Here is a 16,901-nt window from a genome sequence, read left to right on the forward strand (position 1 = left end):
ACTAATGTTGCCAGCGATTTACGCCAGACGCAGCAGAATTGCGCCGACAGCAATACCCAGCGCTGCCGCGATGCGCAGGCCCGCAACCTTCTCTTTTAAAAGGACAAAGGCGATTAGCGCCCCGAAAAGAATCGAGGTTTCACGCAGCGCGGCGACCACCGCCAGCGGCGCCTGCGTCATCGCCCAGAGGGCCAGACCGTAAGAGCCCATGGTCCCCACCCCGCCGAGCAGCCCTTTTTTCCAGTGCAGGCGCAGGTAGCTGGACGCCTCGCGCCGACGCGCCACCATCGCCCAGCCCAGCAGGCAGAAGCCGTTCATAAAGAAGGTCCAGAGCGTGTAGCCCAGCGCGGTGTCCGACAGCCGCACGCCGGTGCCGTCCACCAGCGTATACCCGGCGATAAAACAGGCATTCAGCAGCGCCAGCCAGATCCCCCTGCGTGACTGCATGCGGCCGTTCATCGCCATCGCCAGAATCGACAGGCAAATGACTCCGATACCGGACCAGGCGAGCCAGGAGAGATGGTCGCCGAGCGCCAGCACGCTGATCAGCGCCACCAGCAGCGGGGCGGTGCCGCGCATCAGCGGATAGGTCTGGCTCATGTCCGAGACCTGATAGGTCTTCGCCACAAGCACGGTGTAGACCACCTGTAAGGCGCAGGAGACGATCAAAAACGGCCAGCTTGCCGCAGAAGGCTGTGGTGAGAAGGGCAGTAAAATCAGGGCAATAATCGCGGCTGAGCCGCTAACGCCGATCGCAGAGTAGAGTTTATCCGTTCCGGCTTTAACGATAGCGTTCCAGCTGGCATGCAGCAGTGCGGCGAAAAGCAAAATGCAGAAAACGGTGATGGTCATGGCGTATTGGGTGATGAATTGTCACTCAACTGTAACATTCACATCCTGATGCCGCCAGCCGGTTACACCGCACAAAAAAGGCGGTGCGTCACCCGTGGTTCGTCTGAGACCAGCGTAAAACCGGCTCGATTGTAAAATCCGTACGCGCTGTCCGGCGCGTGAGTATTCAGAAAATCAAACCAGATGCTGGCATCCGCCATCACTACGGTTAAAAGCTGTTTTCCAATGCCCAGCCCGCGGCACTTCTCGCTGACGTAGAGATGGCGAATGCGTCCGGCACGCGGCTGTTGGCTGAACGGATCGCGGTTGAGGCCACACACGCCCACCAGCTTGCCGTTAAGAAACGCACCCAGCAGCTTTTCACCCGGCGCGTTAAAGCGGTTCTCACCCCGCAGCCAGTTCTCTTCCAGCCTGCGCAGCATGTTGAAATTCAGCGCGATACTTTCCGCCTTCAGGGCGATATACCCCGGCTCATCCGGTGTGACAGGCTCAATTAACAGACGCGACATAGCATTCCCTCGTTATTAAAGAGGGGCGGTTGCCCGCCCCTCTCAGGTGCGACTTGAACCTGAATTACCGAACGTATTTCAGGACAGCATCAAGCAGTTGCAGTACTGCAACAATGAGTTTGAGGATAAGTATCACCATATCCACTACGCTCATACGCGTCTCCTTTTGGTTAAAAGGAGCACGATGCTGGCGTACCTTTCCGCCGCCTGTTGCCAGCACCTGGATTGACGTAACACAGTGTGCTCACTTCAGGGGTTAAGGCACTGACGGCACCACCCGTTTCAGCCAGGACTTCGTTGCGCCGGTAAACTGCGGCCCCCTCGCTCACTGCGAACACCCTCAGTATAGATAAATACTGTATTTATGAACAGTATTTTTTGGACAAAATTTGGAAGGTGATCCATACTCAAAAACGTCAAAATCCGTGCCGGAATTGCGCGTTCGAGTTCTATCGCGTATACTTTTCGCGTTGACGTAACACAGTGTGTTCTGCGGCGACCAACCGCAAAACCCTGATAAAAACCTCGCTCCGGCGGGGTTTTTTGTTTTCTGGTCTGCCCACAAAAAATACCGGGATAAGCGGTGGCCTGGTCAGGCCTCTTAAGAAATCAATTTTATGCAGGGGAACCGGGATAGTTTTACGAGATGCAGCACCAAATAAGTCATTTAATATAAAAAACAGACTCGCCAGGATATTAAAACCGCATCGTATATAGCCTTAAAAAATAATATTCAATCGAATTATTTTTCTCGTGAATGTATTTTTGAGGCAATTCACTAGTTTGAATTACACTGCTTTTCATTGTATATTTTTATAGCCACAATCATGATATGGATATCTTATGCAAGCATCGGATTATTTGAAGATGAAGTTCCAGGGCGACAGACAGTTGGCTATTTATGGACAGCAAGGCGTTGCCGGGACATGGAAAGCATTAAAGGGAATCGGCTCTGATATCTATTCAGGAATGGAGCGTGTAAGCTGGTACTCATCATGCTTAATCCCCAGCTATCACGATGTATGTGATGAGCTTCTCTCAGAAGAAAAGAGAATGTACCTCTCCATTGTGTCTCTTTACCGTTATCGTGATGTAATAGCACAGATGCTCTATCTTTATTTTAAAAGTGTTCTAAATGACTCTGAAAATGGAAATGAACAAAATCGCGCCCGCAAGACGGGTTCACAAGTAACCGGATTTGTTAAAAATATCCCGACAAGCAAAGCAGCGCGTTTAGCAATAGCATGGGGGTTGGCAATATATCTTTCCAAATCTGGCCTGCTCTCAGAAATCGTCGTCGAACGGCTTGCACGTCGCGTACCGAACGTTGTCATGGCATTTCAATTGATTGGCACGGACCAGAAGTGCGCGCTTGCTGCTCGTCGCCTGAAAACGTTGGACCCAAAGTATTACGCCACCCTCTATGCCGCACAACTGGAAATGCTCTATTACTTTATTGAACCATTCCTGTCTGAACTGATTAAGAAGGTTCAAATGGGTTTCTACAGGGATTTTGAAGCGATTTATGACGACTTAAGGGACAAGTAGCGTGTTTAATAGTCTGTTATCAATTCTATTTACGGATATTTTATTTCCCGTTTATGTTTTTGTATGCGCCTCTTTTTTTCTATGGTTGATACCTGACCACTGGGTATTACTCACATTTATTGCTATCGGTGTATTTATTCTTGTTCATCCAATAATTTTTGGTCGTTTTGATAAGTACGATTGATTTTTAAAAAAAAAGGTATTCTTTATGTCAAATCCGGCTTATTTATTTCTTACAGATGAAAATGGTTCCCCCATGGTTGGCCCCTGCCTTGTGACAGGGCGTGAAGGTGCAATTGAACTCAAATCATTCACTCATAATGTCAACATTCCAGTCGATGGGAATACCGGGAAATTGACGGGCACGCGCATACACATGCCCATCATGTTCCAGAAAGAATTTGATCGTGTAACCCCGCTTCTCTTTCGCGCGCTGAGTACGGGAAGAACACTCCAGTCAGCCACCATTAAGATGTATCAGATTAATGAGGCGGGTTTAGAACAGGAATATTTTAATATCCTCCTGGAGAATGTGAAAATAACTTCAATCACACCTGACCTGTATCCCGGCGCAAACACGGGAACACACCTTGAAACGGTTCTCATACGCTATGAGAAAATCACCTGGAAGCATTGCGACGGCAATGTCATCTATAGTGACTCCTGGAATGAGCGAGCAACGTACTGAAACGTGATCCCTGACGCATTTTTGCGCAGATGAAAATATTTCCATTGTCACGCCCGAAAACCTGTGTTTGTATAAATTCAATCAATGATTCCAAACACAGGTCCCCAATGACTTCATCCATCTTCACTACGACCCTACTAAAAACTGCGCAACCAGCCGCAGTGGTCGTCGTGCGTGTGGTGGTGGTCGTCGGCAATGCGCCGTAGGGACTGGATCAACACACGAATCCAAAACCCCGCCGGCGCAAACCGGGCGGGGTTTTTCGTTTAGGACCCTCCCCGGAAAGTCGGCCCAGAAGAAAAGGACTGGAGCATGGCAAGTTCGGGCACAACATCCACAAAGACGCGTTTTACAGGCGCGCAGCTGATTGTTCATTTACTGGAACGACAGGGCATCACCACGGTTGCGGGTATCCCGGGTGGAACCGTGCTGCCGCTGTACGATGCGTTAAGCCAAAGCACGCAGATCCGCCACGTGCTGGCGCGTCACGAGCAGGGGGCAGGCTTTATCGCTCAGGGCATGGCGCGTACGCAGGGCAAACCGGCGGTCTGTATGGCCTGCAGCGGCCCCGGCGCAACCAACCTGGTGACCGCCATCGCCGACGCGCGCCTCGACTCCATTCCGCTGATCTGCATTACCGGCCAGGTACCGTCCTCGATGATCGGTACCGATGCGTTTCAGGAAGTGGATACCTACGGCATCTCTATCCCCATCACCAAACATAACTATTTAGTTCGCGATATCAGCGAGCTTCCTCAGGTTATCAGCGATGCGTTCCGCATTGCGCAGTCTGGCCGCCCGGGCCCGGTGTGGATAGACATTCCTAAGGATGTCCAGACCGCAGAGATCGAGATCGACGTGTTGCCGGAGCCGGGCGAGCGCGCCCCCGCGCCGGAATTCAGCGCTGAAAGCGTGCGCGACGCCGCCGCCATGATTAATGCAGCGAAACGCCCGGTGCTCTATCTGGGCGGCGGGGCGATTAACGCTGCGGATGAAATCCGCCAGTTTGCGGAAAAGGCCAACCTGCCGACCACCATGACCCTGATGGCGCTGGGTATGCTGCCTAAAGCGCATCCGTTGTCATTAGGTATGCTGGGCATGCACGGTGCGCGCAGCACCAACTACATCCTGCAAGAAGCGGATTTGCTGATTGTTATGGGCGCACGTTTTGATGACCGGGCGATTGGCAAAACCGAGGAGTTCTGCCCGAACGCCAAAATCATTCACGTGGATATCGACCGCGCCGAGTTGGGTAAAATCAAACAGCCGCACGTGGCGATTCAGGGCGACGTGGCCGAAGTGCTGGCGCAGCTGATCCCGCAGACGGACGCAACTGACCGGGCCGACTGGCGTCAGCTGGTGGCGGATCTGCAACGCGAGTTCCCGGGCGCCATCCCAGCTGAGGGCGACCCGCTGAGCCACTACGGGCTGATCAACGCCGTGGCCGCCTGCGTGGACGACAGCGCGATTATCACCACCGACGTGGGCCAGCACCAGATGTGGACCGCGCAGGCGTATCCGCTGAACCGTCCGCGCCAGTGGCTGACCTCCGGCGGCCTCGGCACCATGGGCTTCGGCCTGCCGGCGGCAGTAGGCGCGGCGCTCGCCAACCCGGACCGCAAGGTTATCTGCTTCTCCGGCGACGGCAGCCTGATGATGAACATTCAGGAGATGGCCACCGCGGCCGAAAACCAGTTAGACGTGAAAATCATCCTGATGAACAACGAGGCGCTGGGTCTGGTACACCAGCAGCAGAGCCTGTTCTACAAGCAGGGCGTGTTTGCGGCGACCTATCCGGGGATGATTAACTTTATGCAGATTGCCGCCGGCTTTGGTCTGCACACCTGCGATCTGAACGCGGAAGAAGACGCCCACGCGGCGCTGCAGGCGGCGATTTCTCGCCCCGGCCCGGCGCTGATCCACGTGCGTATCGACCCTGAACAAAAAGTGTATCCGATGGTGCCGCCGGGTGCGGCCAATACTGAGATGGTGGGGGAATAAACCATGCAGAAACAACATGATAACGTCATTCTGGAACTCACCGTCCGCAACCACCCTGGCGTTATGACCCACGTCTGTGGGCTGTTTGCCCGCCGGGCATTTAACGTGGAAGGTATTCTCTGCCTGCCGATTCAGGGCAGCGAGCACAGCCGCATCTGGCTACTGGTTAATGACGACCAGCGTCTGGAGCAGATGATAGCGCAGATCGACAAGCTGGAAGACGTCACCAAAGTGGCGCGCAACCAGTCCGATCCCACCATGTTTAACAAAATTGCGGTGTTTTTCGAGTAAATCGCTTAAGGTAAGCGTCTTTCGCTCTTGTAGGCCGGATAAGCGCAGCGTCATCCGGCTTTTTCAGACCGCAGGAACACACATGACCACCATCGCTCTTATCGACGACCACCTCATCGTCCGCTCCGGCTTTGCCCAGCTTCTTAACCTCGAACCGGATTTTCAGGTTGTGGCCGAGTTTGGCTCCGGTCGCGAGGCGCTGGCGGGCCTGCCGGGGCGCGGGGTGCAGGTCTGTATCTGTGACATCTCGATGCCGGATCTCTCCGGGCTGGAGCTGTTGAGCCAGCTGCCGAAAGGGATGGCGACGATCATGCTCTCGGTTCACGACAGCCCGGCGCTGGTCGAGCAGGCGCTCAACGCGGGGGCGCGCGGCTTCCTCTCCAAACGCTGTAGCCCGGACGAGCTGATCGCTGCCGTGCGCACCGTCTCCACCGGCGGCTGCTACCTGACGCCGGATATCGCCATCAAGCTGGCGGCCGGACGTCAGGATCCGCTCACCAGACGCGAGCGCCAGGTGGCGGAGAAGCTTGCCCAGGGCATGTCGGTGAAAGAGATTGCCGCCGAGCTGGATCTGTCGCCGAAAACCGTGCACGTCCACCGCGCCAACCTGATGGAAAAACTCAACGTCAGCAACGACGTCGAGCTGGCGCGCCGCATGTTCGACAGCTGGCAATGAGTCCCATGTTTTCGCGGCTGATCGCCGTCGTCGCCAGCTTTTTTATCTTCTCCGCCGCGTGGTTTTGCCTGTGGAGCATCAGCCTGCACCTGGTGGAGCGCCCGGAGCTGGCGGTGCTGCTGTTTCCCTTCGGCCTGCGTCTGGGGCTAATGCTCCAGTGCCCGCGCGGCTACTGGCCCGTTTTGCTCGGCGCGGAGTGGCTGATGCTGATCTGGCTGGCGCAGGAGGTGGCCCTCGCGCATCTTCCCTTATTGATGACCGGAAGCCTGCTCACGCTTCTCCCCGTTGCCCTGATTTCCCGCTACCGCCACCAGCGCGACTGGCGCACGCTGCTGCGTCAGGGGGCGGCGCTGATTGCCGCCGCGCTGTTACAGTCCCTGCCGTGGATCGGCGAGAAGGAGATGCTTAACGCCCTGCTTCTGACCCTGACCGGCGGTCTGACCCTCGCGCCGACCTGTCTGGTTTTCTGGCACTACCTCACCAGCACCGTCTGGCAACCGCTCGGCCCCGCGCTGGTCTCCCAGCCGGTGAACTGGCGCGCCCGGCACCTCATCTGGTATCTGCTGCTGTTTATGGTGAGCCTGTGGCTACAGCTTGGTCTGCCCGCCGAGCTTTCGCGCTTCACGCCGTTTTGCCTGGCGCTGCCGATCATCGCTCTGGCCTGGCACTACGGCTGGCAGGGGGCGCTGATCGCCACGCTGATGAACGCCATCGCGCTGATCGCCAGCCAGACCTGGCACGATCATCCGGTGGATCTGCTGCTCTCGCTGCTGGCCCAGAGCCTGACCGGATTGCTGCTCGGCGCGGGCATTCAGCGCCTGCGCGAGCTGAACCAGTCCCTGCAAGCCGAGCTGGCGCGCAACCGTCGTCTGGCGGAGCGTCTGCTGGAGACCGAGGAGAGCGTGCGTCAGGAGGTGGCTCGCGAGCTGCACGACGATATCGGCCAGACCATTACCGCCATCCGCACGCAGGCGGGCATTGTTCAGCGCCTGGCGGCGGATAACGCGGGCGTGAAGCAGGGCGGGGCGCATATCGAACAGCTTTCGCTGGGTGTCTATGACGCCGTTCGCCGCTTGCTGGGACGGCTACGTCCGCGCCAGCTTGATGACCTGTCGCTGGAGCAGGCGATACGCTCCCTGATGCGCGAGATGGAGCTGGAAAGCCGCGGCATTGTCAGCCATCTCGACTGGCGCATTGATGAATCATTGCTCAGCGAAGGCCAGCGCGTGACGCTGTTCCGCGTCTGTCAGGAGGGGCTGAACAACATCGTTAAACATGCCAATGCCAGCGCGGTGACGATCCAGGGCTGGCAGCAGGACGAGCGCCTGATGCTGGTGATTGAAGACGACGGCTGCGGCCTGCCGCCGGGCTCCGGCCAGCAGGGCTTTGGCCTGGCGGGCATGCGCGAGCGCGTCAAGGCGCTGGGCGGCACGCTGACCCTCTCCTGCACCCACGGGACGCGCGTCAGCGTCAGTTTGCCGTTAAGGACGTACCATGTTTAAAACCCCAACCAGCGCGGCTCCGTTGCGCGACAAGGCGGAAATCGACGCCCGCTACCGCTACTGGCGTCGCCATATCCTGATCACCATCTGGCTCGGCTACGCGCTGTTCTACTTCACCCGTAAAAGCTTCAACGCCGCCGCGCCGGAAATCCTCGCCAGCGGCGTGATGACGCGCACCGATATCGGCCTGCTGGCGACGCTGTTTTACATCACATACGGGCTGTCGAAGTTCTTCTCCGGCATCGTCAGCGACCGCTCCAACGCGCGCTATTTCATGGGCGTTGGGCTGATCGCCACCGGCGTGGTGAACATCCTGTTTGGCTTTTCCACCTCGCTGTGGGCCTTTGCCCTGCTGTGGGCGCTGAACGCCTTTTTCCAGGGCTGGGGTGCGCCGGTCTGCGCCCGCCTGCTCACCGCCTGGTACTCCCGCAACGAGCGCGGCGGATGGTGGGCAATCTGGAACACCGCGCATAACGTCGGCGGGGCACTGATCCCGATGGTGGTGGGGGCTGCCGCGCTGCACTACGGCTGGCGCACGGGGATGATGATTGCCGGTGCCCTCGCGATTGTCGCCGGGCTGTTCCTCTGCTGGCGCTTGCGCGACAGGCCGCAAACCGTCGGCCTACCGGCGGTGGGCGACTGGCGGCACGACGAGATGGAGATCGCCCAGCAGCAGGAGGGCGCCGGGCTGTCCCGCCAGGAAATCCTCACCAAATACGTGCTGAAAAACCCGTACATCTGGCTGCTGTCCCTCTGCTACGTGCTGGTCTACGTGGTGCGCGCGGCGATCAACGACTGGGGTAACCTGTACATGTCCGAGACGCTCGGCGTGGACCTGGTGACCGCTAACTCTGCGGTGACGATGTTTGAGCTGGGCGGGTTTATCGGCGCGCTGGTGGCGGGCTGGGGCTCGGACAAGCTGTTCAACGGCAACCGCGGCCCGATGAATCTGATTTTTGCCGCCGGGATTTTACTCTCCGTCGGCTCGCTGTGGCTGATGCCGTTCGCCAGCTACGTGATGCAGGCGGCGTGCTTCTTCACCATCGGCTTTTTTGTCTTTGGCCCGCAGATGCTGATCGGCATGGCGGCGGCGGAGTGCTCGCACAAGGAGGCGGCAGGCGCGGCAACGGGCTTTGTCGGGCTGTTTGCCTACCTCGGCGCGTCGCTCTCCGGCTGGCCGCTGGCGCGGGTCATCGACGTCTGGCACTGGAGCGGGTTCTTCGCGGCGATCGCCATCGCGGCGGGCATCTCGGCCTTGCTGCTGCTGCCGTTTTTGCACGCCCAGGCGCCGCGCGAAGCGTGACGTGCCTCACCTTTTGTTGCCGAATGGCGCAAAACTAGGAAATTTTCCCGGTTTCACCTGGACGCTGTCTCAGGAATCTCTCCCGGCTGATTTTTACAATGCTGCAAAAATCAGCTCAGGAGTAAACCAACCATGCTGGCCTTCTTAAACCAGGTGCGCAAGCCGACCCTGGATCTGCCGCTCGACGTGCGGCGCAAGATGTGGTTCAAACCGTTCATGCAGTCTTATCTGGTGGTTTTCATCGGTTACCTGACCATGTACCTGATCCGCAAAAACTTTAACATCGCGCAGAACGACATGATCTCCACCTACGGGCTGAGCATGACGCAGCTGGGGATGATTGGCCTGGGCTTCTCCATCACCTACGGGGTGGGGAAAACGGTTGTGTCCTACTACGCGGACGGTAAAAACACCAAGCAGTTCCTGCCGTTTATGCTGATCCTCTCCGCCATCTGTATGCTCGGCTTCAGCGCCAGCATGGGCGCGGGCTCCGTCAGCCTGTTCCTGATGATCGCCTTCTACGCCCTGAGCGGTTTCTTCCAGAGCACCGGCGGGTCGTGCAGCTACTCCACCATCACCAAATGGACGCCGCGCCGCAAGCGGGGTTCGTACCTCGGCATGTGGAACATTTCCCATAACCTCGGCGGGGCGGGTGCGGCAGGCGTGGCGCTGTTCGGCGCGAACTATCTGTTCGACGGCCACGTGATCGGCATGTTTATCTTCCCGTCGATAATCGCCCTGATCGTCGGCTTTATCGGCCTGCGCTTCGGCAGCGACTCCCCGGAATCGTACGGCCTCGGCAAAGCCGAAGAGCTGTTCGGGGAGGAGATCAGCGAAGAGGACAAAGAGACCGAAGAGAACGAGATGTCCAAATGGCAGATCTTTGTTGAGTACGTGCTGAAAAACAAAGTGATCTGGCTGCTGTGCTTCTCAAACATCTTCCTGTACGTGGTGCGCATCGGCATCGACCAGTGGTCAACGGTGTACGCCTTCCAGGAGTTGAAGCTGTCGAAAGAGGTGGCGATTCAGGGCTTCACCCTGTTCGAAGTGGGCGCGCTGGTCGGCACGCTGCTGTGGGGCTGGCTCTCCGACCTCGCCAACGGCCGTCGCGCGCTGGTGGCCTGCGTCGCGCTGGCGCTGATTATCGCCACGCTCGGCATCTACCAGCACGCCAGCAACCAGTACGTTTACCTGGCGTCCCTGTTCGCGCTCGGCTTCCTGGTGTTTGGCCCTCAGCTGCTGATTGGCGTGGCGGCCGTAGGGTTCGTGCCGAAAAAAGCGATCGGCGCCGCCGATGGGATTAAAGGCACCTTCGCCTACCTGATCGGCGACAGCTTCGCCAAGCTTGGCCTGGGGATGATCGCCGACGGTACGCCGATTTTCGGCCTCACCGGTTGGGCGGGCACCTTCGCGGCGCTGGATGCGGCAGCGATCGGCTGTATCGTCCTGATGGCGATGGTCGCGGTGCTGGAAGAACGTAAAATTCGCCGCGAGAACCGCGCGCAGAAATTAAAAGCGGCCTGAGTGTGCAGGTAACTTCTTTGCCCGGTGTGTGATGCCGGGCTTTTTTTATTTGCTCGTCCTACCTTTACCCCGCTTTACACACCCACTCCTCTCCATGCTCTACAGTGTTTTTTGCTGCCGCCTTTCGTGCAGCCTTAGCCCCTTTTGCTAACGGAGAGCTTGCATGTTAACCCGACGATTGTCCTGCCTGGCGCTGCTGATGGCGCTGGCGTCCCCCGCAATGGCCGCGGATGCCCCCACCTACGGCGAGAAGCTGGAAGGTTTCGACTACGGCTGGCAGGTAAAACACTTTACCTTTACCTCGCAAAACCAGTCTCTGGATATGGCTTACCTGGACGTGAAGCCGGAAAAACCCAACGGACGTACCGTGGTGCTGATGCACGGCAAAAACTTTTGCGCCGGCACCTGGGACGGCACAATCCGTGCGCTGTCGGCCAGCGGGTATCGCGTGATCGCACCCGACCAGATCGGCTTCTGTAAATCCACCAAGCCGGACCATTATCAGTACACCTTCCAGCAGCTGGCGGACAATACCCACGCGCTGCTCACATCGCTTGGCGTCGATCGCGCGACGGTTATCGGCCACTCGACCGGCGGCATGCTGGCAACCCGCTACGCGCTAATGTGGCCGCAGCAGGTAGAGCAGCTGGTGATGGTGAACCCGATAGGCCTGGAAGACTGGAAAGCCCGCGGCGTGCCGCATATCACGGTTGACCAGTGGTACCAGCGCGAGCTGAAGGTCAGCGCCGACGGCATTCGCCAGTACGAGAAAAACACCTACTACGCCGGGGAGTGGAAGCCGGAATACGAGCGCTGGGTGACCATGCTTGCCGGGCTGAACAACGGGCCGGGCAAAGCGCGCGTGGCGTGGAACTCGGCGCTGCTCTACGACATGATCTACACCCAGCCGGTCATCTATGAATTTAGCGACCTGAAGATGCCGGTATTATTGATGATCGGCACGAAGGACAACACCGCCATCGGGAAAGACCTCGCCCCGCCGGAGGTCCGCAAGACGCTCGGCAACTATGCGGTGCTGGGCAAAGAGACGGCGAAGCGCATCCCGCACGCGACGCTGGTGGAGTTTAACGACATGGGCCACGCGCCGCAGATGCAGGATCCCGCACGCTTTCACGAGGCGCTGTTGAAGGGGCTTCAGGCGCGCTGACGGGTCTCCAGCAACAGCCCGCGCAGCCACGCCTGCGCGGGATTGCTTTTATCGCATTTATCCAGCTTTTTTCGGTTCACTATTCTGGCCGTACCCGCTGTCGACACGCTGCGTTTCCCGCTATGATGAGCGGCTAGTCTAAGGAGAACGCATGGTCTGGATAATGCTGGCAACGCTTGCCGTGGTGTTTGTGGTGGGATTTCGTGTCCTGACCTCAGATTCCCGCCGCGCCATCAAACGTTTAAGCGAACGGCTGGGGATTACCCCGATGCCGATCGAGTCGATGATTGACCAGTTCGGTAAAACACCGGGCAATGAATTTATCCGCTACCTTGAGCGGCCTGACGAGGCGCATCTGCAAAACGCCGCGCAGGTGCTGCTCATCTGGCAGGTCTGTATTGTCGACGGTAGCGAAGAGAATCTGCATACCTGGCACCGTATGCTGCGTAAAGCCCGCCTTGCTGCACCCATTACCGATGCGCAAATTCGTCTGGCACTTGGCTTTATGCGCGAAATGGAGCCCGATCCGCAGGAGCTGAACGTCTTCCAGCTGCGCTATAACCAGCTATTTCTGCCGGAAGAAGGCGTGTTTTATCTGCATTAAGCCTTTTTGCCGCACAAGATATTCTGAGCGTTCAGGATCTCCTCTCTGTTTTCATTGAGGCGAGTTGCGGCATAGATATCAATATTTAATCTCTTTGCCTCATCGTCCGTTAGTTCGCGATAGCATAGCCCCTCCTGATTGAAGGTGCATTTTGACTGAGGCAGCAGCGCAAACCCTTTCCCTCTTGCGATACGGCTTAGCATCACGAGGGAATCATCCGGCTCTTTAATACGCTTCAGCGGCGTTTTCAGCGTGTCAAAGTAGCTTTCGCATTTATCATAGAATGACGGATTAGCGCTTCTCGAAAACCAAAAAAGTGGAAGATCGCTAATGTCTTCCAGCGAGACTTTCTCTTTCAGACTGGCAGGATGTAAAGAAGGCATTGCGATGAGCAACGGTTCCTGGCAGACCCAGCGGTATTGAACAATGTCTTCATGACCCGTTCCTTTTTCCCCGGTCAGCACCAGATCCAGCATATTTTTAGACAAGCTTTGCAGCAGCTGTGCTGACGTCAGGTCGGGCGTTTCAACGTCATCTCCGGCGTTCATTTTTTGAAGCTGGGTATTTACAGGTTCAATATATTCAAAATTAAGCGTGCGCGTGAGACCGATGCGCAGATTCGTTTCTGAAGAGTGAGGGTCTTCTTTTAAGCTGCTGATGTCTTTGAGTATTTTTTCTGCCTGAACGACCAGCGCTCGGCCTGCTTCAGTGAGGCTAACGTCATGCGTACTGCGACTGAACAACTGACGTTTCAACACCGCTTCAAGGCATTTTATCTGACGCGTCAGAGGCGGTTGAGTCATGCGCAGACGTTCGGCAGCCTTACGAAAGTTCAGCTCATGTGCAACAGCGAGAAAGCATTGTAATTGTTTGATACTGGGCAGGTTATTGCTGATTAAATGTTCTGCTGTAGCCATACGTGGGTCCTAAATGCGAAAAGGTATTTCGTCTTTTTTCCATTTCGATATTACACGCTAAATGCTGGCAGCAAAACCCGTTTTAACAGTAATACAAAAAATATATTACAAATTTAACAATTCCAATAGTTTCCTGTATTGATAAATTTCTATCCGAATCCTCACTTAATCAATACTCGGAGTAATTATGTCGTCTAAATATGTACTGGTATCACGCTTCCCATTAAAAAACACTTTTTCTGAAAAAGAATTTACTTCCTTAAAAAGCAATGAAAACGTTCGCTACTATACCTGTGAAGAAAACGGCATTAATGAATTGCTGGAATTACGCGCATTCAACGATATTAAAGAAATTGCATGGGTTGAAAGTGAAATGGAATCCATGTTCCATCGTTTCTCTGAAGTTCTTTCTGCCGATATCCGTCGCGAACTGCTTAAGTTTGTTGAATCCCCAATTGATAATAAAAATAGCTTGCCACAATCAAATTATATTCAACTCCGACACGTCGAAGTGCCTGCGCATAACTATCAGCAGTACCGTCAGTGGCGCGATGAAACCATTTTTAATGTTGTAAGAGATAACAAAGATAAGATTGAAAGTTTCGAAGCATTTCATTCACTGATCAGTGGCGTTCCGGGTGTAATGTTTATCTCCTCATTCAACGGCGATAAAGCAGCATATAAAGAAGCATTTACCAATGCGCGTTATCAGGAAATCATTCAACAGGCCGGCGATAACTTTATTACTGGCGGTAATGACGGCCTTTATACACGTATCTATCGTGCTTGCTGTTGTTGAGGGACAATGAATGAACTGTAAAAAGTTGGTAGTTGTTGGCGATAAATTTAATGAATTTGCTAATGGTAAAGATGTACTGACTATATCTCAGCTAGAATTATTGACTCAAATCCCTGCGAATATCATTGATAAAGAACATGAAATTATTGTTGGGCAGGGCGTGCGCAAGGATTTTGCCGGAAAGGTAATTTCAAACCAGGCAAGAAATGCGATTCATGGTAATAAGTTAAAAATGTGCTCTCTGGAAAAACTGGTTAGCGACAAAAAAAATGCTTATTGCCATAAAAGACTGGAACAGAATGTACTTATAGGACCTGCGGAACAAGCTGAGCATAACCACGACCTTTATGCGATGCCGCTGTTAATCGATGAGCGTTGCGAATTGATGGCGGATCATCAGACGGGGCAGCATATTCAGGGAATGCTCCTGGTTGAAGCCAGCCGACAGGCCTTTATCGGTGTCACCGAAGAATTTATTTACCAGCAGGAAAGTGGACGCTATTACGTCATTAATAGCATGGCAATCAATTTCGCCAGTTTCCTGTTCCCTTTACCGGCGCTGGTCCACTTTGAATTTCTTGAAAAAGATATTAACGACCGCCGGGGGCGTTTCAAGGCTCAGGTTCGCGTCACTCAGCACCAAACGCTTTGCGCGACAATGGATGTCTCGTTCACCGTCTATCCTTCCGCCCTGATTACAGAGAAAGAGAAATCTCTGGCTGAGGTTGCCATGCAGGCGACCATTGTTGAGCAGCAAGGGGTGACTCAGGGGGTAACGCATGCCTGAATTACGTAGCCAGAAATACCGTCTGGCTGCGACCACGCAGGGGCCGCTTTACCCCCCTGCGGAGGTCATGGACGGGAAGGGTAATTTTGTCGTGGTTGGCATGGTACCAGGGGATAACGGACTGCAGTGGCGAAGCGTCATTGTCTCTCCGGACAGCCCGCTTCCGGCATTTGGGGAAGTCGCACCCTATAACATTCTGTGCGATCTGGACAAGATGCCTCAGGACGCGTTGAAGGACATCATTCTTCATACTCTTCCGTTACCCATTCCGATGAACAACTATCGGATGGTTTTCGCACCAGAACAGCGGCCGCAGGCCAATAATGAAATAAGGCCTGGCCTGCCACTTCATGAAGGCTATATCGCGGATTATCGCAGCAGCGATGGAAAGCGAGAGATCGAGCCAGTGACCCTCGCTGCCTGGCTCGAGGCAGAGGGCACCTTTGAGGTCACATTGTCCGAAGATAAGAAACGAGCCCGGTTCACGTTTTCGTTCCGGAGCCTTGTTCCGGATAGCGTTTACACCGTGATGAGTCTCAGGGAAAACGATCTAGCCTCGGAGGATCCGAGCAGGCCAGGTCCGCTGGGAATACCCAACGTATTTATAACCGATAGCGAAGGTAATGCCGAATATTGGGCAGAGTTAACCGATCCTTTCCCGGCTCCGGCGAGGAAAGGAAACAGAATTATTAACGTAGTCGTACTTTATATGAGCTCGCGTCAGAGCTATGGCGGTGCAATTGGCTTTTATGGTCTTGGAGGCGATATCCATGCCCATTTAAAACTCAAAGGCCGTTCCTTCGATGAATTTACAACTATAGAGTGAGAAAAATATGCCATTTGTTCATGTTATGACCTGGCCTGCGAAAGATGAAAATCAAATCATCAGACTCCAGGAAGATATTACATTTGCCGTTCACAAAAACACGGGTGCGCCGCTGGATAAAATTTCCGTGGTGGTTTCTGAAATTGCGCCTTCCCGCTGGGCGGATGCAGGCGTGTCTGGTACGGATAGAGATTTTCCGGTTAAGAGTCGAAGAAAAAACTACGAGGAATAAAATTTGCGTAAACATGCCGCTTTTTTTGATGTTGATGAAACGCTTATAAATATTAAAAGCATGTTTGATTTCTATGATTTCTGGTGCAGGGAAAATAATCAAAACGATCGTCTTCAACGCTATATGTCTCGTTTTCGCACCGACGTGAAAAACGGCGTGCCAAGGGAAGCCCTGAACAGAGATTATTATCGTCAGTTTAAAGGTGTGTCTTGTCGTTATCTGGAAGAAATGGGTGAGAAGTGGTTCAGGCGTAAGCTGGAAAGCGAGTTTTTTATTGAGAGTGCTGTTTCAGCCCTTAAAAAACATCAGAACCAGAACATGTATACCGTATTTATATCGGGCTCTATGCTTCCGATTCTTTCACCCATTGCAAAATATCTTGGAGTAACGGAAGTACTCTGTGCGCCGGTGATAATAAATGACGCAGGTGAGTTGACGGGTGAAATCGGCCTGCCTCAAACAATTGGAACAGGTAAAAAAGACGCGCTTATCGCCTTTTGCGATGATAAAGAGATTAACCCCGTGGATTGTTATGCCTACGGCGACGATCTTTCGGATATTCCAATGCTGGAAGCCACTGGCCATCCCGTCTGTGTGGGAGAGCATTCCGCGCTTACCAGATATGCAACTGAAAAAAATTGGCACATTATTTAAATCCTTATTGAGGTAAGTAG

At 54.7% G+C, this 16,901-nt stretch carries 20 protein-coding genes; 16 read left to right on the plus strand and 4 right to left on the minus strand.

Annotated features, from left to right (window positions below; all coding sequences use genetic code 11):
• Positions 1-18 precede the first annotated feature (18 nt).
• The 3 genes from IM299_RS17165 to tisB form a co-directional block, all read right to left on the minus strand.
• Entirely contained in the window at positions 19-852 is an 834-nt protein-coding gene (locus IM299_RS17165) for an EamA family transporter (RefSeq protein WP_028014955.1), read from the minus strand.
• A gap of 62 nt (positions 853-914) precedes the next feature.
• Positions 915-1,361, minus strand: a complete 447-nt coding sequence (locus IM299_RS17170) for a GNAT family N-acetyltransferase (protein WP_028014956.1) — start codon at positions 1,359-1,361, stop codon at positions 915-917.
• A 64-nt stretch (positions 1,362-1,425) separates the two neighbouring features.
• Positions 1,426-1,515, minus strand: coding sequence for a type I toxin-antitoxin system toxin TisB (tisB, locus tag IM299_RS17175; RefSeq protein WP_045260836.1), 90 nt, complete (start codon positions 1,513-1,515; stop codon positions 1,426-1,428).
• Between the two features lie 689 nt (positions 1,516-2,204).
• Between tisB and IM299_RS17180 the strand changes: the two genes are divergently transcribed.
• The 11 genes from IM299_RS17180 (at position 2,205) to IM299_RS17230 (ending at position 12,666) form a co-directional block, all read left to right on the plus strand.
• Positions 2,205-2,909: a hypothetical protein gene (locus tag IM299_RS17180; RefSeq protein WP_063943322.1), complete on the plus strand. Its 705-nt coding sequence runs from the start codon at positions 2,205-2,207 to the stop codon at positions 2,907-2,909.
• Between the two features lie 208 nt (positions 2,910-3,117).
• Positions 3,118-3,597: a type VI secretion system tube protein TssD gene (locus tag IM299_RS17185; protein WP_063943320.1), complete on the plus strand. Its 480-nt coding sequence runs from the start codon at positions 3,118-3,120 to the stop codon at positions 3,595-3,597.
• A gap of 107 nt (positions 3,598-3,704) precedes the next feature.
• Positions 3,705-3,803 carry an ilvB operon leader peptide IvbL gene (gene ivbL, locus IM299_RS17190; RefSeq protein ID WP_072251942.1) on the plus strand — a complete coding sequence of 33 codons (99 nt, stop codon included), beginning with the start codon at positions 3,705-3,707 and terminating at the stop codon, positions 3,801-3,803.
• A 106-nt stretch (positions 3,804-3,909) separates the two neighbouring features.
• Positions 3,910-5,598 (plus strand): acetolactate synthase large subunit, encoded by a 1,689-nt coding sequence (ilvB, locus tag IM299_RS17195; RefSeq protein WP_059353827.1) that lies wholly within the window; start codon positions 3,910-3,912, stop codon positions 5,596-5,598.
• Positions 5,599-5,601: 3 nt separating this feature from the next.
• A complete protein-coding gene (ilvN, locus tag IM299_RS17200) occupies positions 5,602-5,889 on the plus strand; it encodes an acetolactate synthase small subunit (RefSeq protein ID WP_028014960.1) in 288 nt (95 codons plus the stop codon).
• An 82-nt stretch (positions 5,890-5,971) separates the two neighbouring features.
• Positions 5,972-6,565, plus strand: coding sequence for a transcriptional regulator UhpA (gene uhpA / locus IM299_RS17205; RefSeq protein WP_022646555.1), 594 nt, complete (start codon positions 5,972-5,974; stop codon positions 6,563-6,565).
• A complete protein-coding gene (gene uhpB / locus IM299_RS17210) occupies positions 6,562-8,067 on the plus strand; it encodes a signal transduction histidine-protein kinase/phosphatase UhpB (RefSeq protein WP_193357852.1) in 1,506 nt (501 codons plus the stop codon). Before uhpA ends, uhpB begins: the two co-directional genes overlap by 4 nt.
• Positions 8,060-9,370 (plus strand): MFS transporter, encoded by a 1,311-nt coding sequence (locus tag IM299_RS17215; protein WP_028014962.1) that lies wholly within the window; start codon positions 8,060-8,062, stop codon positions 9,368-9,370. The genes uhpB and IM299_RS17215 overlap by 8 nt, the downstream gene beginning before the upstream one ends.
• Positions 9,371-9,502: 132 nt before the next feature.
• The gene (uhpT, locus tag IM299_RS17220) at positions 9,503-10,894 is read left to right on the plus strand and encodes a hexose-6-phosphate:phosphate antiporter (RefSeq protein ID WP_028014963.1); all 1,392 of its coding nucleotides are present in this window, start codon (positions 9,503-9,505) and stop codon (positions 10,892-10,894) included.
• A 163-nt stretch (positions 10,895-11,057) separates the two neighbouring features.
• Entirely contained in the window at positions 11,058-12,062 is a 1,005-nt protein-coding gene (locus tag IM299_RS17225) for an alpha/beta fold hydrolase (protein WP_045630908.1), read from the plus strand.
• Positions 12,063-12,213: 151 nt separating this feature from the next.
• On the plus strand, positions 12,214-12,666 hold the full coding sequence (locus tag IM299_RS17230) for a DUF1198 domain-containing protein (protein WP_045260830.1): 453 nt from the start codon (positions 12,214-12,216) through the stop codon (positions 12,664-12,666).
• Here IM299_RS17230 and IM299_RS17235 read toward each other — a convergent pair.
• On the minus strand, positions 12,663-13,583 hold the full coding sequence (locus tag IM299_RS17235) for a LysR family transcriptional regulator (RefSeq protein ID WP_028014966.1): 921 nt from the start codon (positions 13,581-13,583) through the stop codon (positions 12,663-12,665). The two genes, IM299_RS17230 and IM299_RS17235, sit on opposite strands and share 4 nt — an antisense overlap.
• A gap of 187 nt (positions 13,584-13,770) precedes the next feature.
• Here IM299_RS17235 and IM299_RS17240 point away from each other — a divergent pair, with 187 nt between their 5' ends.
• From IM299_RS17240 to IM299_RS17260, 5 genes are read left to right on the plus strand one after another with little or no spacing between them, the layout of a single operon-like run.
• Positions 13,771-14,382, plus strand: a complete 612-nt coding sequence (locus IM299_RS17240) for a hypothetical protein (protein ID WP_193357853.1) — start codon at positions 13,771-13,773, stop codon at positions 14,380-14,382.
• A 10-nt stretch (positions 14,383-14,392) separates the two neighbouring features.
• Complete coding sequence (locus IM299_RS17245; RefSeq protein WP_028014968.1) at positions 14,393-15,169, plus strand: AfsA-related hotdog domain-containing protein; 777 nt, start codon at positions 14,393-14,395, stop codon at positions 15,167-15,169.
• Positions 15,162-15,995: a hypothetical protein gene (locus IM299_RS17250; RefSeq protein ID WP_028014969.1), complete on the plus strand. Its 834-nt coding sequence runs from the start codon at positions 15,162-15,164 to the stop codon at positions 15,993-15,995. The genes IM299_RS17245 and IM299_RS17250 overlap by 8 nt, the downstream gene beginning before the upstream one ends.
• 7 nt (positions 15,996-16,002) lie before the next feature.
• Entirely contained in the window at positions 16,003-16,227 is a 225-nt protein-coding gene (locus tag IM299_RS17255) for a 2-hydroxymuconate tautomerase (protein WP_041911708.1), read from the plus strand.
• 3 nt (positions 16,228-16,230) lie between these two features.
• Complete coding sequence (locus IM299_RS17260; protein WP_045260826.1) at positions 16,231-16,881, plus strand: HAD family phosphatase; 651 nt, start codon at positions 16,231-16,233, stop codon at positions 16,879-16,881.
• Positions 16,882-16,901: the final 20 nt, after the last annotated feature.

Origin of the sequence: Enterobacter cloacae complex sp. P47BA, assembly GCF_014930485.1 — a bacterium.
GTDB lineage: Bacteria > Pseudomonadota > Gammaproteobacteria > Enterobacterales > Enterobacteriaceae > Enterobacter > Enterobacter bugandensis.

Bases quoted from the DNA above. Each gene is read 5' to 3' on its own strand.
- IM299_RS17165 (WP_028014955.1), bottom strand. From the start codon at position 852: ATGACCATCACCGTTTTCTGCATTTTGCTTTTCGCCGCACTGCTGCAT.
- IM299_RS17170 (WP_028014956.1), bottom strand. From the start codon at position 1,361: ATGTCGCGTCTGTTAATTGAGCCTGTCACACCGGATGAGCCGGGGTAT.
- tisB (WP_045260836.1), bottom strand. From the start codon at position 1,515: ATGAGCGTAGTGGATATGGTGATACTTATCCTCAAACTCATTGTTGCA.
- IM299_RS17180 (WP_063943322.1), top strand. From the start codon at position 2,205: ATGCAAGCATCGGATTATTTGAAGATGAAGTTCCAGGGCGACAGACAG.
- IM299_RS17185 (WP_063943320.1), top strand. From the start codon at position 3,118: ATGTCAAATCCGGCTTATTTATTTCTTACAGATGAAAATGGTTCCCCC.
- ivbL (WP_072251942.1), top strand. From the start codon at position 3,705: ATGACTTCATCCATCTTCACTACGACCCTACTAAAAACTGCGCAACCA.
- ilvB (WP_059353827.1), top strand. From the start codon at position 3,910: ATGGCAAGTTCGGGCACAACATCCACAAAGACGCGTTTTACAGGCGCG.
- ilvN (WP_028014960.1), top strand. From the start codon at position 5,602: ATGCAGAAACAACATGATAACGTCATTCTGGAACTCACCGTCCGCAAC.
- uhpA (WP_022646555.1), top strand. From the start codon at position 5,972: ATGACCACCATCGCTCTTATCGACGACCACCTCATCGTCCGCTCCGGC.
- uhpB (WP_193357852.1), top strand. From the start codon at position 6,562: ATGAGTCCCATGTTTTCGCGGCTGATCGCCGTCGTCGCCAGCTTTTTT.
- IM299_RS17215 (WP_028014962.1), top strand. From the start codon at position 8,060: ATGTTTAAAACCCCAACCAGCGCGGCTCCGTTGCGCGACAAGGCGGAA.
- uhpT (WP_028014963.1), top strand. From the start codon at position 9,503: ATGCTGGCCTTCTTAAACCAGGTGCGCAAGCCGACCCTGGATCTGCCG.
- IM299_RS17225 (WP_045630908.1), top strand. From the start codon at position 11,058: ATGTTAACCCGACGATTGTCCTGCCTGGCGCTGCTGATGGCGCTGGCG.
- IM299_RS17230 (WP_045260830.1), top strand. From the start codon at position 12,214: ATGGTCTGGATAATGCTGGCAACGCTTGCCGTGGTGTTTGTGGTGGGA.
- IM299_RS17235 (WP_028014966.1), bottom strand. From the start codon at position 13,583: ATGGCTACAGCAGAACATTTAATCAGCAATAACCTGCCCAGTATCAAA.
- IM299_RS17240 (WP_193357853.1), top strand. From the start codon at position 13,771: ATGTCGTCTAAATATGTACTGGTATCACGCTTCCCATTAAAAAACACT.
- IM299_RS17245 (WP_028014968.1), top strand. From the start codon at position 14,393: ATGAACTGTAAAAAGTTGGTAGTTGTTGGCGATAAATTTAATGAATTT.
- IM299_RS17250 (WP_028014969.1), top strand. From the start codon at position 15,162: ATGCCTGAATTACGTAGCCAGAAATACCGTCTGGCTGCGACCACGCAG.
- IM299_RS17255 (WP_041911708.1), top strand. From the start codon at position 16,003: ATGCCATTTGTTCATGTTATGACCTGGCCTGCGAAAGATGAAAATCAA.